The sequence below is a fragment of the Endozoicomonas sp. genome (assembly GCF_965196975.1).
In the GTDB taxonomy this organism is placed as follows: domain Bacteria; phylum Pseudomonadota; class Gammaproteobacteria; order Pseudomonadales; family Endozoicomonadaceae; genus Endozoicomonas.
Genome location: NZ_OZ239981.1, coordinates 5,381,526 through 5,404,339 on the forward strand (window position 1 = coordinate 5,381,526; position 22,814 = coordinate 5,404,339).

General features: G+C 50.6%; 5 protein-coding genes. 4 read left to right on the forward strand and 1 reads right to left on the reverse strand.

Going from position 1 to position 22,814, the window contains the following annotated elements:
• The first annotated feature begins 52 nt into the window (after positions 1 to 52).
• Entirely contained in the window at positions 53 to 8,851 is an 8,799-nt protein-coding gene (locus ACOCLE_RS23940) for a leukotoxin LktA family filamentous adhesin (RefSeq protein ID WP_419534544.1), read from the forward strand.
• On the opposite strand, the gene tnpC (ACOCLE_RS23945) is transcribed toward ACOCLE_RS23940, so the two are convergent.
• Positions 8,852 to 10,357, reverse strand: a complete 1,506-nt coding sequence (gene tnpC, locus ACOCLE_RS23945; protein ID WP_419532963.1) for an IS66 family transposase — start codon at positions 10,355 to 10,357, stop codon at positions 8,852 to 8,854. It lies immediately after the preceding gene.
• Positions 10,358 to 10,431: 74 nt separating this feature from the next.
• On the opposite strand from tnpC (ACOCLE_RS23945), the gene ACOCLE_RS23950 reads away from it, so the two are divergent.
• The 3 genes from ACOCLE_RS23950 to ACOCLE_RS23960 all read left to right on the forward strand — a co-directional run bounded on the left by ACOCLE_RS23950 (position 10,432) and on the right by ACOCLE_RS23960 (position 22,739).
• Positions 10,432 to 11,712, forward strand: a complete 1,281-nt coding sequence (locus ACOCLE_RS23950; RefSeq protein ID WP_419534545.1) for a hypothetical protein — start codon at positions 10,432 to 10,434, stop codon at positions 11,710 to 11,712.
• A gap of 85 nt (positions 11,713 to 11,797) precedes the next feature.
• A complete protein-coding gene (tnpC, locus tag ACOCLE_RS23955; RefSeq protein WP_419532963.1) occupies positions 11,798 to 13,303 on the forward strand; it encodes an IS66 family transposase in 1,506 nt (501 codons plus the stop codon).
• Complete coding sequence (locus tag ACOCLE_RS23960) at positions 13,293 to 22,739, forward strand: hypothetical protein (protein ID WP_419534546.1); 9,447 nt, start codon at positions 13,293 to 13,295, stop codon at positions 22,737 to 22,739. The genes tnpC (ACOCLE_RS23955) and ACOCLE_RS23960 overlap by 11 nt, the downstream gene beginning before the upstream one ends.
• Positions 22,740 to 22,814 lie beyond the last annotated feature (75 nt).

The window sequence follows — 22,814 nt, forward strand, 5'->3', positions numbered from 1 at the left end:
TGGAAGTAGGTGGTTCAGGCATAAGAATAAATATTAGACAAGGATGCAAATTATGGCTGACTTTGATCGCACTCAGCTATCGGTTTCCATCGGTCGGGTTAACTCGGCGAGGGCTTACCAGAAATCCACCGGAGCCTCTTTTTCTTCGGCGCTTCGAATGCCTGCTGCATTAGGCATGCTGTTATCGGGTGCTGCGGTTGCTGTTGATCACGATATTCAGGCTGTCAGTGACTTCACCTCCATTAGCACTAATAGCAATATTCATGACATTACCTCCAAAAAAATGTCGGGTACGTCCGCGATCAACGTATTCAACAAATTTGTGGTGGGTTCCTCGCATACCGTAAACCTTCAGGTTCCTGACAGTGCCAGCAAACTGGTCAATATCGTTCGAGGCTCTGAAGCTCCAGCTGTTCACGGGATTATGAACAGCTACAAGAGTGGTTCCCTGGGTGGCGATGTTGTATTTGCCAGTTCTGCCGGTTTTCTGGTGGGCGAGTCGGGTGTGGTGAATGTTGGTAGTCTGGCGATCAAGACCCCTACAGAAGCTGAAATTACAGGGTTAACCAGTGGTGCTGATGCCGTTGATGCAAAAATTACTGACCTGCTTAACGACAGTTTTAGTGTTTCATCCTCCGGTACCGTCAGAATCAAAGGTAAGATCAATACCGCCAGTGGCCTGAATGTCAATGCGAGTACCATTCAGGTTGATAGTGGCGGTATTGTGATCTCAGGGCGTGCAGCCCAGGCCAGTGCGGTTGCATTAAGTGCAGTCAATGTCGATGATCTGACCATTCCCTCAGAACTCAATGTTGATGGCGGCATTATTACCCTCAGGGCTTCCAGCTCAGCCGCTGGGGCCATTGATCTTTCCGGTGACCTCTATGCCGATGGTGGCTTCACCATCATGGCCGAGAATGTTGATGTTAAGGCCGGGGCAACGCTGGATAGCCGGGACTCAATCTCTGCCAGTGCTGCAGGCATCATCGCCTTTAAAGGAAAGACGGATCAAACCACAACAACGTTGAGTTTAAGCGCTTCCGGAAAAACGGTGCTTTTTGAATCTGGAACCGCATCCAATCCTGAGCAGTCTGCTGAAGGTATTACCTTGATTGGTAATACGACAGTTGCCGGCTCTACTACGGTTTCTTCGGACACCTTAAAAACCAATACAGGCAGCAGCCTGGATATCAGTGGAAGCCTGGCCGTTACTGCCGACAGTAAGGCTGATGTGTCTGGCACTCTGGCTGCTGAATCCGGAATTACCATCACTTCCAAAGATATTGATTTGAATTCTGGCAGTACGCTGGATACCCGTAATAGTGGTGATTCTGCCCGTGGTGATGTAACGCTGACGGCATCAGTGACAGAAAACATCGGGATTGGCAAAGCAACGTCGGAAACCAATATCGATCTGGGTGGGCAGGTTTATGCAGCAAATGTAACAGCGACAGCCAAATCCATTGCCAACAGCTCTTTCTATGAAGAACCCGGTACCGCAATGGGGGTTGCTGCGACGGGTGCACTTGCCGGGGCATCGTTCTATTTTATGGATGCTGATGCTGATGCCACGGTGAATGTGAACAGCGGAGCCAACATCCAGGCCAGCGGCAATGTAACACTCACATCAGAGTCTCATGCACTGACCGAAGCCTCCTCAATCAGCCTTGGCAGCCAGCTGACAGGCTCTCTGGCTGCGGTGTATGCCACCAGTGATGCTACCAGTACGACTCATGTCAAAAGTGGAGCGACCATTGAAGCCGGTGGTGACCTTGAAGTTTCTGCTCATAACGAGTCTTACATCTCAGCATCGGCCATGGACATCATCGCCGAAGATGCCAATAAGGTGGTGATAGCTGCCGCGGTGGGCGAGTCTGATGTTGATGCAACCGCAAAAATTGATTCCGGTGTAACTCTGGATGCCAACAACCTGGTGCTGGCAGCAGAAAACCAGAACTACTACTACGTCTCAGCTTCTGCTTATGGTCTGAAAAACACTCAGTATGGTGTAGCAGTAGCCGTTGGCGATTTTGATACCAATACCACAGCCGAGCTGGGCAGCAGCCTTGGCTCCGATCTGGATAAAACCGGTAATGTGACCATTACGTCGTTAAACCGAACCCTGAACCAGCGGGTTCACTCTGGTGTGACGGTCGGCAGCAGTCTGCTTTTCAGAACCGTTGGTTCAAAAGTTGTGCAGGGAGTGTCTGCTTTACAGACCGGTGTTACCAATTATACCAATCAGTTCCTGACGGGCTCTGGTCAGTCCGTTGAAAAAAACGAGTCGGGCAAGGTCAGTTTTAAAGGTGGTCTGGCATTTTCTCTTAACCTCTCCGATCACGATGCTTACAGCTATCTGGGCACCAATACCAGCAACCAGACGGATGCTCCGAAAATCAATGCCACGGGTAATGTGCTGGTGGCCAGTCAGGTCGACATCGGTACTGATAATGAAAAAATGGCGGGCGGTTATGGTACTGGCTCTCTTGGTGGTGACCAGGGTGGGTACCGGACCTCTGCAGAGACCGCAGTAACTGCGCCTGCGGAAGGTTCTGCCGGTGCAGGTCAGACATCAGCGGCAGATACCAGTCTGGCTCTGGCGCTGAACTTCGCTATTAACGACAGTGATGTTGTATCTGAAGTTGGTAAGTTTGTGCAGATTAATGCCGCCAACCTGGGCGTTATAGCTGGCCAGTATATGCCGATCGTCAGTACTTACGATAAATGGGACACGATTGCGGATGTCCTCGGTAAGTTCAATGGCATTGGCGGGCTGCAGAATAATCTGTTGACGACCTTCGCTAACGCTGGCGCTTCTGCTGATAAAGAAGCCTATGGTGGATCACTTAATGTGGTCTGGAACGATATGGACACCAAGGCCTGGATTGGTGATAGCGCCAAGGTGACCACCACGGGGACTGGCAGCTGGAATGCCAGCCGTGAGGTGAAAGCCAACAGCCAGGTTACCAGCATTCTGGGTAACTACAGCGTCTTTAAAGACATCAATTATAGCTTCAGCTTTGATAACTCCGTAGAAGTCAGCGCTTATAACCTGATGGAAACGGCTAACCTGGCAGGGAATATCGGCTCATTGGGTATTCTGCCCAATGGCAATGGAACCAACAAACAGGGTAAATCGGTTGGTGCTTCCATTACTTACGTTCAGCAAAGTGGTCAGGCGGTTGCCGGTATCGGTAAAGCGACGGTAACTGCTGCGGGTGATGTTGATATCTATTCTGAAACCGATGAACGGCACATTCTGGTAACGCCTTCATCCGGCATGGGAAAAGGGCTTGGCTTTAACGGCGTTCTGGGGTTTCTGAACTCGGAAGTGCTGACTCATGCATCGCTTCATAAAGGCGCCCAGCTGAGCGCTGGTGATCTGGTGATCGTTGCCGACCATGAATTTGGTAACTGGGCGGCTGCCGGTGCGGTTAACTGGTCTACAGAATCTGCTGTCGGTATTGCCATCGCGGCTAATGTATCCCAGGGTGACACCAAAGCCTTTATTGGCGATAACAGCAGCGAATATGACAAGGTCAAGTTTCAGGACAGCAGCAACAGTAATACCACGAAACCGGACCCTACATCGCCTACCGCACCAACCCCCACCAAAGGGATTGTTGCCAACAGTGTATCTGTCCGTGGTCGTTCAAGTGGTACTAATGGTTCCATTGCCGTTGCGGGTGCGTTAACGACAGAACCAACCAACGAGCCGGGAGTCGGGCAGAAGTTTGAGAACTGGTATAACGGTTTGTCTTCCAAGGTGGCGGCGAACTATACCGGTGCAAACAGCAGCAATGGAGATTCTTCCGTCGGGCAGGCATCCAGTGATGGAGCGAATGACAATAGTAACTCCAATGGCAATGGCCAGAGCAGTGCGGAAGTCTCCTCCGCTCAAACGGGATTAGCCGGTGCAGGTAGCTTCACGGTATCCGTCAACAATATGGATGCCAAAGCCATCATTGACGGGGCATCCATCAGCGGCCATTCAAATGGCAATGGTTACAACGATGTTGATGTAGAAGTACAGGCACTGGAAAAAGTCATCTCTGCCAGTGCCTCCGGTTCAGCTGCCCTTTCTATGTTGGGTACTCAGTCCCCAAGTAACCAGAATACGATCGCAGGTGCCATCGCCTATCAGATCAGCTTTAATGATGCCCTGGCCTGGATAAAAGACACGACCATCAGCTATGCAGATGATGTGGCGGTTCAGGCGCTTCATGGTGGTGAATTAACCTCCGTTGCCCTGGCGCTTTCTGTCACCCGTCCGGCGGGCAATTCCCAGATGACCCAGAATGGTGCCCTGTCCATCTCCGGAGCCCAGATATACGACGGTACCTCGGCCAGAATCGAAGGGTCGTCAATCAGCTCGAATAATGGGGCGAATAACGATCTAGAAGTATCAGCCTACAACAACAGTTATGTGGGTGTTGGTGGTGGTACGCTGTATGCCGGAGGAAAGCAGGGCGCCGGTCTGGCCATTACCTTTGCCGAAATCAATGACCCATCGGCTATTGTTGGCGATGCCAACCCCGATGGCAATAATGTCCTCAGCTCAGCCTACGATGAAGATGTTTATGATGGCAAAGCCACAGAAGCCATCATCGATTTCAGTGGCAGTACCCGTTCTACTATTTCCAATTTTGACCAGATTGATGTCAGTGCCCGCAGCCTGAACCGTATTGGCATTGGTGCCGCGGGTATTGGCTATAACGATAACCTTGAGGACTCCCTCGGCTTCCAGGGCAGCTTTGCCATTGGGTCGATTGGTGCGGACACGAAGGCACTGGTCAAAGGCTCGGATATTTCCGGTGCAACCACGGTGAATGTCAACGCCACCGGTGAGAAAGATGGTGATCTCGATACCATCATCAGTAACCTGGGCAGCAGTGATACCAATAAAGACTTTGACTTCAGCGGTGCTGAAGCGATGGACAATACCAATGTCCATACTGCGGAAGACGGCAGTGGTTCAACCTACAGTTACAACAGTGAAGGCAAACGGATTATTGCGGTTGCCGGTGTTGTGCAGGTGGGCAAAAAGAACCTGGGGATTTCTTACGCCCATGCTGACGTAAAAAGCGAAACCAAAGCCCGCATTGTAGACACCAATATCAACAAGGATGACAACACCGGGGCAACGGTCAATGTTAATGCCCGTGATAACTCACTGCTCTACAGCGTAGCCATTGGTGTCGGTGTGGGTACCGGTGGGTTCTCTGGCGTTGGCTCGGTGGCCGTGAACCGACTGAATAACCAGATTCTGGCAGAGATCGGTGATTGGGATGGCAGCGATAAAGGCACTATCAATGCGTCTAATGTCGCTGTGACTGCCCAGAACGATATGGACATGATCAACGTCGCTGGTTCCGTAGCCGTTGCCAGTGGACAGGGTGGTGCCAGTGCTGGTGGGCTGGCCGTGGCGCTCAACCTTGTGGGTACCGATGAACACTCCACCAGGGCAAGAGTCAGCAATACCACCCTTAAAGTTGATGAAGACCTGACGGTCAAAGCGCTCAGTGGTGCTTCAAACGATAAGAACCTGCTGGTGGGCAATGCCATTGCCATTGGCGCCTCACTTGGGCAGAGCGGCATTGGCTTTGCCGGTGCGATTTCCACGAATAACGTGGACCAGACCATTCAAGCCGCTATCAAGGATACGGCGACCAATCGTTCTGGCGATGCTTCTTCAAACAGTGGTGGCGATGTCATCGTTAAGGGACATGATTACACCGACAGTGTCGCTACTGCCTGGATGGGGGCAGGGTCCGGTAACGGTTCTGCCGGTGGTGTCGCCATTGCCACCAACCGGGTGGACTCTGATGTTACGGCAGAGGTACTGGGTAATGGGAGCACAGCGGGAAGCACCACATTAAAAGCACAGAACGTGGTGGTTGATGCCTTCCGGAGAAACTGGCTGCTAACCATTGATGCCGGGGTCGCCGCTTCAAAACAGGTATCTCTCGCCGGGTCGGTCGGTACGGGTGTCATAGACGGCGATGTCACGGCAAGAATCGCTGAGGATGCCCGGGTAGAGGCCTGGAATAATGTACTGGTCAATGCGGATGCGCTAAGTGTCAATCTGGTGGGCAGCGGTGCTGTGGGTATTGGTCTCGACAGTGGTGCCGGTGCTGTCGCCATCTCTACCGCCATGGAATATGGCAAAACAGAAGCTTACATTGATGACGCGGTCGTCATCGCCAAAGGCAAGGGCAGCACCATGCAGGTCGATACCGGTGACCTGCAGGGCTATGGTGATCTGCCCGACTTATCCACAGCAGGGGATGATTCTGATCCCGATTCGGTTTCAATGGGTGATCTGACCAGTGGCTTTGATCTGCTCTCAGTGAACCGAACCAAAGAGTCCGTTAATGGTTTGGTGGTTAACGCGACATCACGAACCAAACAGCGTGCCATTACGGTGGGTGGCGCCGGTGGCAAGACCGTGGCGATCAATGCCAACGTTGCTACCAATGGCACCTACAATGCCACAAAAGCCTACATCAAAGATTCAACCATCAACTCTGGCGTTACCAATGAAAGCGGTGCCGATGTTTATGTGCGGGCCAACGCTCATGAAGCAGGGCTGGCGGTTTCTGCCGGTATCGCCGTCTCTGGTGGCGGTGAAGCTGCCGGAGCTGGCGTAGGTGGTTTTGCAACCAATGCCCAGAAACGCTCCAGTGAAGCAACCGTTGTTAACAGCACCGTCAATGCCGACAAGCTGACGATCGATGCCAACAGCTCCAAGCTGGCTCAAGCCGTATCTGCCGGTGTTGCTGCCGGACTTGGAACCACTGGAGGTTTAGGCGGAGCCGCTTCGGTGGTAATTACGGAACAGATGGGAGATACCCGCGCATGGCTCCGTGGTGGAACCACTAATGCCAATGAAGTGGTTGTGGTAGCTGACCGCAGGCAGGAGTCCAATGTCGCTGCCGGTGCCGCAGGTATTGGTACCACAGTCGGTGTCGGGATCGGCCTGGCGGTCAATATCGTTGGTGGTGACTCGCAGGCAATCATTGGCAATGACCTCGATGACAATGGTGATACTTATACGACCACTGTCAATTCAGACACAGTGACCGTTGATGCCGATCGTGTCTCAAGTGTTAACAGCTATACCTTTGGTGCCGGTATTGGTGGCAGTTATGGCGTTGCCGCGATGATCAATACCACGGAGTTCCGCGGCGAAACCAGGGCAGCTGTTCATGGATATCTCAAATCCAGCGATCTGACCACCGATTTACGAGGCAGTGATGGCTCTTCTGCTGCGACGAATGTGACGGTCAATGCCCAGGAAATTCAATACGCCAATCAGATGGCAGCTGGGATTGGTGCTGGTGCCAGTGTGGGGGTTGGTGCTGTCGCCAACGTGGTTCTGGGGCGCTCTCAGGTTTACAGCGAAGTGGTGGGTTCTGATGTTAAGGCTGGTACGTTGGATGTGGATGCAGTGGCACAGCGCGAATCTGACCTGATCAGTGTGGCCGGTGCGGCCTCCACCAATGTGGCAGCTGCTGTCAGTATCGGTGTTGCCCTGTATGGCCAGGGTGATACCACTGCGGAAGATGGCACGAACGCTGAAGATGAGTTTGATCCCAGCCGTAACGAAGCCAATACGGTTCTGGCTACCGATACCGCCAGTTATAACCGACATCTGTCAGATGATGATATTGCGACCCTGGAAGCGGATTCCGGCCTGACCATCACCCGGGGCAGTACACCTGCAGCGTCAACTACAACCGAATCCGGTAAGTCCCTCAAACTCAGTGGTGAAAGTGTCACAGCTGCCCGTATCAGTGGTGGTCTGGTGGATGTGGATACCCTGAATGTTAACAGCCGGACGCTGCAGCACAGTTACCAGGGGCTGGGGGCTGCGCAGGCAAGCTCCGTCGGCATTGCCGGGGTTGTGGGTATCAGCCGCTCTTATGAAATGAACATTGCCACGGTGGACAGCAGTGTCAAAGCCAACAATGCAGTGATTGGTGCCAGTCTGGAAAATGTCAGCGATGACGATGGCGCTCTGGAGATGAAGAGTTTTATTGTTGGTCTTGGTGGTACCAGCGTCGTTATCAACTATACCGATGCCCGAAGTGAGAACCGGGTAGTTGCTGGCATTAATTCAGCGGTTGGTGATGACACCGGTGACCTGCAGGTCACCGCCAAAGACAGTACTGAAATCCGCCTGGGAGATGTCAGCAGTGGTAAGCCGTCTTCTGTGACCGATGGTTCTCTGAATATCAATGTTGGTGCTGCCGCTATCGGGGTCAGTGTCGGGTATGCAGAAAAAGATGGTGATATTGATGCCTGGATTGGTGAGCAGGGCAAGCTGATTGATGGGTATAGCAACATTACGCTATCGGCTGTTAATGAGGGTATGGTCAAGAGTACCGGCTTTGCATTGGCCGGTGGGTTGCTGGCAGGCGTACAGGGTGTTATCACTTCTGCGCATGATGATTCTGATGTTAATGCCACGGTTTATGGAACGATCGGTACCGGTTCTGGGGTTGTTAATGTTAATGCCCAGTCAGCTCCGAGTCTCTACTCCAGTGCTTATGGGGTGACAGTGGCCGCCGGCGGTGCCATGGGTGGTTCGTTTGCTTATGCAACCACCGAAACCAAAGCCCAGGCCGAAATTGCGGACGGTGCCATTTTCAATGGCAGTGGCAATGTGGTTGTTCGCTCTGAGACGGGCAGTGGTAATGATGGTTATGAAACTGCTTATGCCGCCGCCTTTGCTGCTTCAGGTGGCTTGCTGGCAGGTATTGCCGGTAGTGAGGCAAGAGCAACCAACCGTTCACAGTCCATTGCCAAAGTGGGCGATGGGGTATCGATTCCTTATTCTGACTTGTAACTATTCAGCACCCAGCAAAGGCGTATTGTTGTAATTTCGAACCGCTTTAAGAAGCGCCTGAAATATGTTCAACCCCTGCTTTTTAGCAGATGATAAATAGCTTCGGATTCGGGTAAACATGGTACCTCCGTCTTCGCTTCTGAAACAGCCTGAGATCTTCTGCTTAAGTTTGGCCATCCTGGCATCACGTTCACTGCCATTGTTATCGAAGGGAATTGAAAAGTCCGACATGAAGCGCAACGTTTCAACCTTAAACTCAATAAGCCTTTTGAACAGGTTGTAGGCCTTGGTATTCCTGACCTTCTTACGTCCAAGCACCTGTCGTTGTTTTTCCATATAAGCGGTTTCCTTCGTGAGAGCCCTTTGAAGGATTTGGTCGTATATCGTCTCAATGCGAAGCTGTATTGCACCAGGCATTTGAGTCAGACCGGCTGCTTTGTATTTCTTGCAGAAGTGCCAGGAGAGCGTAAGCAATTTCATCAGCCGCAGAGCCAGCTTATTCGCATCCCTATCGACAACTCCCTGAAGCTCTCTCAGATGATGGGCATTACAAAGCACATGCACTGCCGCATAGGCAAAGTAGGACTTCCAATGATCGTGAACCAGAATGCCTGCAAAAGTCAGCAGGATGCCCATTGCATCCATTGCTTCACAACCTCGCCTTTCTGAGAGGTAGTAAAGCGTCCATTGGTCATCTCGCATAATGTGTAACCACCACAGTGAACCGTCAACCCGCATGCCAGTTTCATCCGCTCCTGCAACCGGACTTTCTTGTAAAGCATCGCGGATACTCTGCTCAGTAGAGGCCAGGTTCTCATGGGTATAGGCAACAAAATTGGCAACAGAGCCTGCGCTGACACTCATGCAATAAATAGTATTGAAATACTCAGACACCCGGTGATATGGGATGAAGTGATACTGGTTTAAATGAACAGCCATTGCCTGAGTCACTTCTCCGTATTGAGCAGCGGCTTTCACTCCTTGGGGAAACTCAGCGGTGTTCCGTTTACCACAAGGACATACTTTAACGTCTGCCCAGTACGCGGTAACTTCAAATTCTCCGGGTCTACCTGGATCAAAAACCTGTCGCTCAATGTATTTGGTGGGTTTAATATCGATAAGCGAAGACTGGCAACAGCAACATTTTTCAACCTTCAGATGCCTGACATAATCGGGTAAGGCGACACGTCTCAAACAAGAGCCTTGATGACCTTTCTGGCCACCTGGTTTATTGCCTGAAGATGGTCTAAGGCTTTTGGGGTTCGGTGTTTCCTGTGAGGAGCAGGGGGCTTCTTTGGAAGATGTATCACCTTTATCACTCCCTTTTTTACTGGGCTTTTGATAACCATCTGACGATGGTGGCTTACTACTGTTTTGACTGTTTTTATTAACCCTTTCTTCCAGTTCGCTGCAACGTTCCCGTAAAAGCGCATTCTCGGTCCGAAGCTCTTCATTCTCTTTAAGGAGAGCTTCGGTAAACGGAGTAGCTGGGAAGTCTGGTTCCATACTGGAGATTTGTTAGAAAAATTGAGTATAAGATGATGGTCGAAAAATCAGAAAATTCCAGATTTATATGAAGGGTGCTGAATAGTTACTCTGACTTTTCTGTTTATGCCCGTCATACCGGTGTGCAGATTGCCGATGCCGATGGCTATTTTGTGGGGCTGGTGGCTGGTGGTTATCAGACAGGTGTTGCTCAATCATTTACCTCTACCCGAGTTGAGTTTGGTAAAGACCCCATTGCTGCCCTGGAGCGGACAGGTGACCTGACACTTGATGCCAACAGTTTCAACCAGAACCAGAGCTTTACCACTGCAGGTGGAGGTGGTTATTACGCTGGCAGTGCGGCGGAATCGGTGATGGACGCTGGTGACTATGGCAGTGGCAAGTACTCTGCCGCTGTGCTGGTGGATGACTGGTCCAGTGGTTACCGGGTGCTGCCAGTGGATGCGGGTGGCGTTTATATTTCGGCCGCCAGCGAGACCGAATTCTTTGCAGGTACTGATTCCACAACGGTCTCTGTCGTTGGTGGTTCCGGTGCAACGTCAAAAACAGAAGTGGATACCAATGTTCGGGTCGATCTGGGCAAGAACGTCAGCTTCTCTGCCATGCAGGTGGATATTGATGCGTTCAACAGTGCCTATCAGATTCAAAATCCGTACTTCAGTGGCTTCAGCTCTTCAGTGTATGGCGCGGGTGGTGGTGCGGCCAATGGTTCTGCTGGCCTCTCCTATCAAAACCTGAAAAACCTGACGGCTGAGGTGATCCTTGGTAAGAACGGTGTGCTGAAAATATCGGATCTGGCCTGGCTGGACAGCACTTACGATCACAATATTACCATCGATGCCAACACCGACTTCTATGTCTACGACGAGTCCAAACTGGAAATTGGTGGGGCGCTTCAGGGAGCAGGCGCTGAGTCGGACGTTGATGTTAAAACCCGAAATAAAATCACCGTTGGTGAAGGCTACAACATTTATAACCCGGTGGGTGAAATCGGTATTGGTACCTACTCAAGAGGATCCGCTGTTGCCCAGGCAAACGTCAGTGTGTGGGCGGCAGCAGGTGTAGCCGGTGGGGTCAGTGATGTTTACCTGGACGTTCTTAACCAGGTGAATATTGGTAAGAATGCCATTATCAATAGCTATGGTGATGTGGGTATCTACAGTGGTCGTGCCAGTAACTACTTTCAGGAAAACCAGCTGACCAGTAATGCGCTGGCCAATGTGTATAACTGGACTGCCATTCCGATCCCTGCAGGTAATAAAGCCAAGTCCAACATCTCGCTGACCAATAAGGTGGAGTTTGCTGACGGTTTTGCGGTGGGCTCGGATAGCCACGTCTTTATAGAGGCTAAGTAACTATTCAGCACCCTTCATATAAATCTGGAATTTTCTGATTTTTCGACCATCATCTTATACTCAATTTTTCTAACAAATCTCCAGTATGGAACCAGACTTCCCAGCTACTCCGTTTACCGAAGCTCTCCTTAAAGAGAATGAAGAGCTTCGGACCGAGAATGCGCTTTTACGGGAACGTTGCAGCGAACTGGAAGAAAGGGTTAATAAAAACAGTCAAAACAGTAGTAAGCCACCATCGTCAGATGGTTATCAAAAGCCCAGTAAAAAAGGGAGTGATAAAGGTGATACATCTTCCAAAGAAGCCCCCTGCTCCTCACAGGAAACACCGAACCCCAAAAGCCTTAGACCATCTTCAGGCAATAAACCAGGTGGCCAGAAAGGTCATCAAGGCTCTTGTTTGAGACGTGTCGCCTTACCCGATTATGTCAGGCATCTGAAGGTTGAAAAATGTTGCTGTTGCCAGTCTTCGCTTATCGATATTAAACCCACCAAATACATTGAGCGACAGGTTTTTGATCCAGGTAGACCCGGAGAATTTGAAGTTACCGCGTACTGGGCAGACGTTAAAGTATGTCCTTGTGGTAAACGGAACACCGCTGAGTTTCCCCAAGGAGTGAAAGCCGCTGCTCAATACGGAGAAGTGACTCAGGCAATGGCTGTTCATTTAAACCAGTATCACTTCATCCCATATCACCGGGTGTCTGAGTATTTCAATACTATTTATTGCATGAGTGTCAGCGCAGGCTCTGTTGCCAATTTTGTTGCCTATACCCATGAGAACCTGGCCTCTACTGAGCAGAGTATCCGCGATGCTTTACAAGAAAGTCCGGTTGCAGGAGCGGATGAAACTGGCATGCGGGTTGACGGTTCACTGTGGTGGTTACACATTATGCGAGATGACCAATGGACGCTTTACTACCTCTCAGAAAGGCGAGGTTGTGAAGCAATGGATGCAATGGGCATCCTGCTGACTTTTGCAGGCATTCTGGTTCACGATCATTGGAAGTCCTACTTTGCCTATGCGGCAGTGCATGTGCTTTGTAATGCCCATCATCTGAGAGAGCTTCAGGGAGTTGTCGATAGGGATGCGAATAAGCTGGCTCTGCGGCTGATGAAATTGCTTACGCTCTCCTGGCACTTCTGCAAGAAATACAAAGCAGCCGGTCTGACTCAAATGCCTGGTGCAATACAGCTTCGCATTGAGACGATATACGACCAAATCCTTCAAAGGGCTCTCACGAAGGAAACCGCTTATATGGAAAAACAACGACAGGTGCTTGGACGTAAGAAGGTCAGGAATACCAAGGCCTACAACCTGTTCAAAAGGCTTATTGAGTTTAAGGTTGAAACGTTGCGCTTCATGTCGGACTTTTCAATTCCCTTCGATAACAATGGCAGTGAACGTGATGCCAGGATGGCCAAACTTAAGCAGAAGATCTCAGGCTGCTTCAGAAGCGAAGACGGAGGTACCATGTTTACCCGAATCCGAAGCTATTTATCATCTGCTAAAAAGCAGGGGTTGAACATATTTCAGGCGCTTCTTAAAGCGGTTCGAAATTACAACAATACGCCTTTGCTGGGTGCTGAATAGTTACGAGGCTAATGAGGGGGCGTTAAGCTCCACACACCGCGGCATTGAAAAAAACCCCTATCTGGAGCTGTTCAGTTCTGAAACCACATTCGGCAGTAGTGATTCCAGCACCAGCAATGTGCTGACCTTTAATGGCAGTGGTTCGGTTGTGGCAGGACAGTACGCTTACCAGTGGGTTGAGGTGGCTACCAATGGCAGTATCACTTCTCAGCTTTACCGTTACGGTACTGCCGCCCAAATGGACGATAAGTATTCCAGCCGTGCAGAGCTTGAAGCCTATATCCAGGATCTGCAAGACCGCATTGCCGAACTGGAAGCCTGGACACCAGACTCCGGTGCGGAGGGTATTGATGTAGCAGATGGTGCAGATGACGATGCCGTTGGTGATCCCGGTGCCGATGACCCTGCCGCACCAACCGGTAGCGGTGATGACCTGGTGGTGGATAACAGCAATCCATACCAGACAGAGATTGATGAATTGAAGGCGGAAGTCGTATTACTTTCCGCCATTGTGGACGACCTGTCAGAGAACCCCAACTTTGCCATTGAGGTTGCCAATGTCCAGGCAACAGCCGGTAACGTCAATCTGGTGGCAGACACCATCACGCTTGCAGGTTCCAGTAAGCCAACCTTTACTGCAAAGGGCGATGCTTATATCCGGGTTGAAAACAAAACAGACGAACATCTGGTACTCAGTAACCTGAGCATTACCAATCAGACCGGTGGTAACGTCTTTGTAACCGGTGGAGCATCACTGTCAGATACCTACATTGATGAACAGTCCGGTAGCGATTATACCGATACCACCGGTATTACCATTGATCATGCCCCATCAGGTGCTAACTATCTGGACTCTGATGTCATCATTAACGGAGATATTTCCAATCTTCTGTCCAGTGTCAATATCAGTGTGGCGGAAGGTGACCTGATTCAACAGGCTGTCATCGAAGCCAATGCCATTAACCTGGATGTTAAAAATGGCAGTCTGTTGCTGAACAGCAATAAGCCTCAAACCTATGGCCGTGATCCGGATGCTCTGGTGAACTATACATCCGCAGCCGGGTGGAAGCCGGCCTCTGCTGATGATTTTGTTAATTTTTACATTAACGACAAATACAGTACGGCCATCAACGCCACAGGCATCAACAACTTCAATAACTGGTTCTCCGGGCGGGCGATTCGTCACACCGGTGACCAGATCAGTTATTACCAGAACAGCAGTAGCTGTAAGTCCTGTGACTACGGTTACGATGAGATGAACATCTACTTCAACTGGGGATTCGCCAATGCCGCTGAATACCACGGTTCTGACGCTATTGTGTTTGAGATGAAGACCAACAGCGACAGTCGTGGCGGCAGTAAGTGGAAGTTCAAACCGATCTCTAATAAACAATCCAGTCTGACACAAAGCGCCAGCTACAGCGATGTGAAAAGCACGCTGGGAGGAACGGGTACTTCCATCATTGGGGAAAAGGTCGTTATCAATGCTCAGCGTCTGGACATCAACGGCAAGATCATTGTTGGTACCGATAACAGCTGGTCGGTTGATGTTGGCAATGGCTTTGATGCGACAATAGCGACTTACATTAAGGATGCGGGCCTTTCATCTGGAGATACGGTATCCATTGTTCCGGGTCAGACCAAGTGGTTGAGAGTGGAGAACCCGAGTTATCAGCCTGACTTTTTAAAGCCCAGTTACGACCCGGACAGATACACCTGGAAAGAGTATAACTTTGATGTATCTACAAGTGCCGGCTCATCCGGAATCGGGCTGACCTATGATGTGGCTACCGGCAATATCACTGCTGATGATATTCCTGTCAGCGGTGGTGGCTATGTAGCGATTCGAGCCAGAATCTCGTCGACCGGAGAAGATGGCAATATCACTGTCAAGGATGGTCTTGGCCAGATTGATATCAATAACGATTCGAACAGTCAGCTGGTGCTGGGCACCATCAGTGCAGGGGATGATGCCACTGGTATTATCCGTATTACTGACCTGAATAAGAAAAAGAACATTCCCGGTGATGGCCGTGGGTACAAGGTTGAATACAGTGAGTGGTTTGTCCACTCACCAGGCAGTCAGATCCGTCAATATGAGACCAGTGCCTGGGCTGTCAGTTATGATGAGTCTAATTACGTAGCCAGTCATGGTGGTACAGGGACTACGTCGTCCATGACCTATAACCCGGTCGCTGGCCAGCTCTATTACATTCGTGAAGGTGCAACGATTGCCCGGAGCTTTGATCCACCCGGAGACAGTTCTGCCCCTTATGATGGCAAGTCCATTGATGGTTACTTTGCCAAATACCCGAATACGCTGGGGGACTGGTATTACGAGACCAACTGGAATACCGAAACCAGCTACTACACTACCTGTACCTACAAGCCTGAAGCCTGTAGCGGTGGCACTGCCTCCAACTATCTGACTCAAACCTACGACTATGGAAGCGCGTCTGTCTGGCGTGTGAACTGGGGGCTGAGTTACGACAAGTATTACGGCAGCAACATGACCAATGTGGATCCACTGGTCGAAGTGGCCTACCGGCTCAGTATGGATACCCATACTTATATTAAGGCCGATAATGCCATTAAGTTCCAGTTCACCGGATCCTCTACAGGGTCTATCGACTTAACGTCAAAAGGGAATATTGAGCTTACTGGTAATGTTTATAACCCCAGTGGCAATACGAACATCAACACTCAGAATAATCTGATTACCGCTGGCTCCACTGCGATTACCTCCGATGTCACCACCATCTCCGCCAAAGGAACTATCGGCAGCCTGGAAAATCCGCTGTCTGTAATCACCGATGAGCTTGGAATGTCCTCCAGTCATGGCTCCCTTTATTTCAATGTAACGGGTACCGATGGTGATGTTGAGCTTCAGCATCTGAAAGCTAAATACGACATTGTTGGTGTGATTGATAAGGGGATTGTTGCCAAAAACAGCAGCACCATTATTCAGGCTGATCAACTGGACCTGACCAGCTCAACCGGGGGTATTGGTAAGGTCGGTACCATTGGGAATACCAGCAGCTACCAGTTTATCAATATCTCGACCACTGGGGCGGTGAAGCTGAATGCAGCGACGGACATAGCAGTTAATCAGGCCAGTGGTGATCTGGAACTTTACAGCGCCAGCGCCAGCGAAGAGGTGGTGATTAAACTGGGCAATGGTCGTTTGAAGAATGCCATTGGCCGTCTGGATAAGACCGATGAGGAGCTGGCGTACGATGCTGCTGTTTGGGACAGCCTGCACCTTCTGGATGATGATGCCGGAGCGGTCACTGTATCGTCCTATGAAAACCAGTTTACCCACAAATATCACACCTACTGGATGCTGAAGCAGCGTCTGACCGATACCAGCGATCAAGGGTTTACCATTGACCCCGCATATCTTGAAGCCCTGAAACTTCGCTACAACGAAACGGATGAAGCCGTGCTGACCAGCCTGGTTAAATCAGATTATCAGGGGCTTGAGCAGTGGTTTGCTGACCAGGTTGCCACACCGGAGAACTTCGTTAACCCTGAAGATGCCAAGGGTGTGGAACAGAAAGGCATCCTTTATGGTTACGACTATGCGGATCTGTTCTCCGGTGATTATGATCAGGATTATAAACTGAGCCTGGCACAGGACTCCTCCTGGTACACCGATATGGTGGATGGTGCCCAGTGGAAGCAGAGTCAGCTGGATATCAGTATCTCTTCTACGGCTTTGAACGGTGATGCGTCCAGCCAGTTATCCAATCGTGATGCCAACGTTACGGCTTCTGACGTTCACTTTATCGTGAACAGTGGTGGTGTTGGTGAAAACCTTGATGACCTGGTGTTTACCGTCAATACCACGGGTAGTGGCACTGTTTCTGATGCTCAGAAAGCCGCACTGCTGGCCGCAGGTGCCGGTGATATTTCCACAGAGGTTTCCGACAGTTCGGTTACATTCCGGGTTAAGCAGGTTGACCCCATCAAAGTAGACGTTCCCGGCGAGCTTTATGCCTCGGCCAGTGATGAGATTTATATTGAGTCCACATCCGGGCTGACGGTAGGGCAACTGATCTCAAGCAGTGATGATGTTCGTCTGATTGTCGATGGTGCGATAGGGTCAAAGTCAGGCCTGACCAATATCCTTGGCCGTGATCTCTATATTTCCAATACCCGCGGCGATATTGGTGCTTCCGGCAATGCACTGAAGCTTGATCTCAGCGGTGCATTGCGCCAGGCAGGTGCTGCTTCCGATATGTACCTCCACCATGTGAATGGTGACCTGTACCTGGGCTCTGTCAGCGCAGGTGGTCTGCTGTCGATCTACAACAATAATGATCTGCTGGCCTATAACGATGAGAGCTTTATCTCTGCGGATACCTTTGATCTTGATGTAGACAGCCACAATATTGGCGCTTCCAGCGATGTTCTTGATGTCATTATGACCGGTACCGGTGGACTGCAGATGGACGCTGGTAATGCCTGGTTGAACGTCCGCGATACCAGCCTTTTCACCCTTGATAACACCGAGGTGGATAACCAGTTCACCCTGACCAGCGCAGGGGCTCTGGATCTTCAGGGTAATATCAAGGCCAAGGGATTGAAACTGGATGTTTCCGGCGACATTACCTCTGGTGATGGTCTGGCCATCAATGTCACAAATCATACTGATCTGGATGCTGCCGGCATTAATCTGGAAGAGGTAACTGTTCAGACTGGAACTGCCAGCCTTTATGCCCAGAGTGGTAGCCTGACATTGTCAGATATCACCACAACCAGTGGATTGATGTCTCTGCTGGCCAATGGTCAGATGAACCTGAATGGAGGCGTTCTTACTCAAACCGGTAACCTGGTGATGGATGCCAACCGTCTGGTTATGGACAGTCTGGCAACCATCAACAGTGCCGGTGATATCACTGCCACGGCATCGGACTCCATGGCACTGTTTAACCTGACGGCCAACAGCGGCAAGGTTAAGCTGACCACTGCCAATAATCAGAATGCTTCCCTGGGAGCGATTGTGCTGACTGGATTGGCTGCCAGAGAGGCTGAAATTACCAGTCAGGCGAGTATCACTGCTGGTCAGATGGATATTGAGAATACTGCGGTTCTGAACAGTGGAACCTTTACCACGGTTAATGCAGTGGCTACCTCTGGTGATAACTTCAGCATTACCGCCAGTGATAATATTTCCATCAATGGCCCGCTGACCAGCGAGCAGGGTTCTATCATCCTCCGTGGTCAGAAAGATCTGTTTGTCAATCGTCGTCTTGATGCCAGTCGTGAAGTGGATGTGGATGTGGATGTTGTGGGGACGTTAACCCTGGATGCTGCACAAACCATTGCATCGGGTCAGAAGACAACGCTGAAAGCTGCAAGCCTGCAAATGAACCAGGGCAGTCAGCTGGATATCGAAGGTGATCTGATACTGGCAACCTCCGGTGATCAGGTGCTGGCCCAGTTGGATATAGAGGGCAGCCTTGATGCAGACAGTTCCACAGGTTCCATCCGCTTCAATGAGCGTGCGGATATGGCCATGGCTGCGGATATTTTTGCGGCAGGAAACGTGACCATCGCTGAGCAGCAGATGTTATCCTCAGGCAGTAGCCTGAAGGTTCAATCCACTGCACTGGAGATGCTTGCAGGCAGTACTCTGGATGCTGGTACAGCGCTCAACCTGATAAATAACACCATGAGTATGGGTGACGGTGCTCTGCTGAAAGCCGCACAGAGTATTCAGACAAAGACTTCAGGAAGTGCAACTTTCCATCAAATTGAGTCTCTTCAGGCGGTTGACCTGTCAGCCGGTGACGCTCTGACGGTGAACAGTACGATTGATGCGGGTACTGCGCTTTCGATCGACGCCGATGGAACGCTGACACTCCATAAAGCGGTTGCTGCAAAAGACAATATTGCTATAGACGCTGTTGGTGTAGCCACCATGAACGGACTGGTAACTTCAGCAGAAGGAGCCTTCCTGTTCCGTGGCGACAGTCACCTGACGATTAATAACACGGTCTCTACCAAGGGCAGCTTTACGGTTACTGATGCTCAAACGGTATCTGTGGCAGCGGGCAAAGACATCATTTCTGAAAGTGCTGTTGCCATTAATGCCGCTGCTATTCAGATGGGGGCAGGCAGCAAGCTGGACGCACTGTCGGCTCTTACGCTCACCACAACCGGTAATCAAAAGCTTGCAACGCTGGATGCGGGTGGAGATCTGAAAGTCGAAAGCTCTACCGGGTGGGTCGCTTTTGATGAAACGGTCACTACCCAGGGAGCAGCGGATATCGATACCAGTGGTTCCCTGACATTGGCCGACAACCAGGGCTTCAACTCAACACTTGGCACAGACATTAATGCCAGCTCGGTTAACTTTGGTGATAACTCCATTCTGAATGTTGATGGCTCACTGAACTTATCCACAGTTGGGCAGGCAGAGCTTTATACGGTTGATGTTGAAGGCGGTGCAGCATTGACTAATGGTGGCAACCTGGTCATCAACGATCGGTTGGATGTGGTTGATAACATGACTCTGGATGTGGGTGGGGATGCTACGTTCAATGGCGCAGTACTGATTGAGAATGCCCTGCTGGCAGATGATATTGATGGCAAACTGACGGTTAATGATACGCTGACTGTAGAAAACGACATCAATATTACCTTAGGCAAGGATGCGGAGTTTAATGGTGTCCTGACCAGCAATGCCGGGTTACTCGATATTCAGGGCAGTGGCGCTCTGACTTTTAATGATGATGTGTCCGTCAATGACTCAATCAACCTGGTGATCACCGATGGTGTCAGCCTGGCTGGTGGTAAAACCATCGCCTCCGGTGGCAACACCGCTATCCAGTCTGCCAGCGTAACCATGGGTGATACTGCCCGCTTTGATACTGGCTCTGATCTGATTATCAACACGGTTGGTGATCAGGAACTGGCAACCCTGGATGTTGATGGCAATCTCGATATCGACAGTGCGAACGGCCATGTTGAGCTGAAAGAGCACGTTACGGTAATGAATGCAGTAACCATCGATGCTCTCAATGGTGCCGTGACGCTGGCAGAGAACCAACAGCTTTATTCTGGCAGTGATTCCACCATTAACGCTGAATCACTGACGTTTGCTAACGGTTCGGTTCTGGAGGTTGATGGTGCGCTTGATGTGAACACGAAAGCGGATGCCGAACTGTTCAAAGTGGATGTAGCAAATGGTGCTGTATTCACTAACGGAGGAAGCCTCACCACCAATAGTGATGTTCTGATCGGTGATAACCTGACTCTGGATGTGGCGGGTGATGCCACCTTTAACAAGGCAGTGAATGTGGGCAATGCGCTGCTGGCGGATGATATTGATGGCAAACTGACGGTTAATGACACGCTGACCGTAGAAAACAACATCAATATTACCGTAGGGAAGGATGCAGAGTTTAATGGTGTCCTGACCAGCAATGCCGGGTTACTCGATATTCAGGGCAGTGGCGCTCTGACCTTTAATGATGATGTGTCCGTCAACGACTCAATCAACCTGGTGATCACCAATGGTGTCAGTCTGGCTGGTGGTAAAACCATCACCTCCGGTGGCAACACCGCCATCCAGTCTGCCAGCGTAATCATGGGGGATAGTGCCCGCTTTGATACTGGCTCTGATCTGATTATCAACACGGTTGGTGATCAGGAGCTGGCAACTCTGGATATTGATGGCAATCTCGATATCGACAGTGCGAATGGCCGTGTTGAGCTCAAAGAGCACGTTACGGTGATGAATGCAGTAACCATTGATGCTCTCAATGGTGCCGTGACGCTGGCTGAGAACCAACAGCTTTATTCTGGCAGTGATACCACCATTAACGCTGAATCACTGACGTTTGCTAACGGTTCGGTTCTGGAGGTTGATGGTGCGCTGGATGTGAGCACGAAAGCGGATGCCGAACTGTTCAAGGTGGATGTAGCGAGTGGTGCTGTATTCACTAATGGTGGAAGCCTCACCACCATTAGCGATGTTCTGATCGGTGATAACCTGACTCTGGATGTGGCAGGTGATGCCATCTTTAACAAGGCAGTGAATGTGGGCAATGCGCTGCTGGCGGATGATATTGATGGCAAGCTGACGGTAAATGATACGGTGACCGTAGAAAACGACATCAATATTACCGTAGGGAAGGATGCAGAGTTTAATGGTGTCCTGACCAGCAATGCCGGCCTGCTCGATATTCTGGGCAGTGGTGCTCTGACCTTTAATGATGATGTGTCCGTCAACGACTCAATCAACCTGGTGATTACCAATGGTGTCAGCCTGACTGGTGGTAAAACCATCGCCTCCGGTGGCAACACTGCCATCCAGTCTGCCAGCGTAATCATGGGTGATACTGCTCGCTTTGATATCGCTGTTGACCTGACAATTAATACTTCAGGTAACCAGGAACTGGCTACCCTGAACGTCGGTGGAAGTCTGGATGTTGATAGTTCAGCTGGCGCTGTTGATTTTAAAGAGCATGTATCCGTGCTCGGCAATACTGATCTTCTGGTTGAGAATGCAATCACGCTTGCTGATGACCAGAAGATAGAAAGCACTGGCTGGATCCGGTCTGAGTCAGACACTTTCACCATGGGTGATCGCTCGATTATCAACTCAGGTGGAAGTACCTCATTGTTTACCGATGGCGATCAGGAACTGGCGACTCTGGATATTGGCGATGACTTTACAGCAACCAGCCAGCAGGGAGCCATTCACTTTAATGAGTCGGTTACTGTCGCCAATGATATGAATCTGCTGGCTGCCCGGGAGATTATCCTTGCAGCCCAGCAGGCAATTAATGCTGGCTCAATGGCCATTGGTTCTGAAACATTGCTGGGTGCAGACAGTTTCTCCATGGGTGAAGATGCAGTTATCCACACCCGTGAATTGACGCTTGTCCATACCCGTGGTGATCAGCTGATTGGTCAACTGGTATCCGATGCTGCGGATTCTGCGTTTTACCTCAAGACGACAGAAGGTAGCATCAATGGACGTTCCGATCTGGATATTGCCAGTGGTGAACGTCACCTGAAAGCAACCCAGCGGGTTGGTTGCGATGCAGAAGGCGAAAACTGCACTGGTGGACAGGGGCAGTTGATGGCCGCAACCGGTATTGGTGATCCACTGGTGATTGATCTGCCCTGGCTGTCTGCAGAAACCGACAATGGCGATATCAATATTCTGGCCAGTTCAGACCTGCATGCCCGTCTGCTGAAAGCCACCAATGGCAACATCTACATGACAGCACTGGGTTACCTTGAGATCGAAGAGTTGATTGGTACCCCATGGCTGCTGGTGAATGACTTCCTGTTTGCAGACCTGATGACCCTGGATCGGGGCGGTCTGGCTTCCAGGGAAAGTGTGGTGGTTAATCAGATCAGTATGACCGATGGTGGGCCTTTGGGGGTTTATGCCCCGACAATTGATCTGACGTAACTATTCAGCACCCTTCATATAAATCTGGAATTTTCTGATTTTTCGACCATCATCTTATACTCAATTTTTCTAACA

What these genes read in the sequence shown, in the direction of transcription:
- ACOCLE_RS23940 (WP_419534544.1), top strand. Translation starts at nt 53, where the DNA reads ATGGCTGACTTTGATCGCACTCAGCTATCGGTTTCCATCGGTCGGGTT.
- tnpC (WP_419532963.1), bottom strand. Translation starts at nt 10,357, where the DNA reads ATGGAACCAGACTTCCCAGCTACTCCGTTTACCGAAGCTCTCCTTAAA.
- tnpC (WP_419532963.1), top strand. Translation starts at nt 11,798, where the DNA reads ATGGAACCAGACTTCCCAGCTACTCCGTTTACCGAAGCTCTCCTTAAA.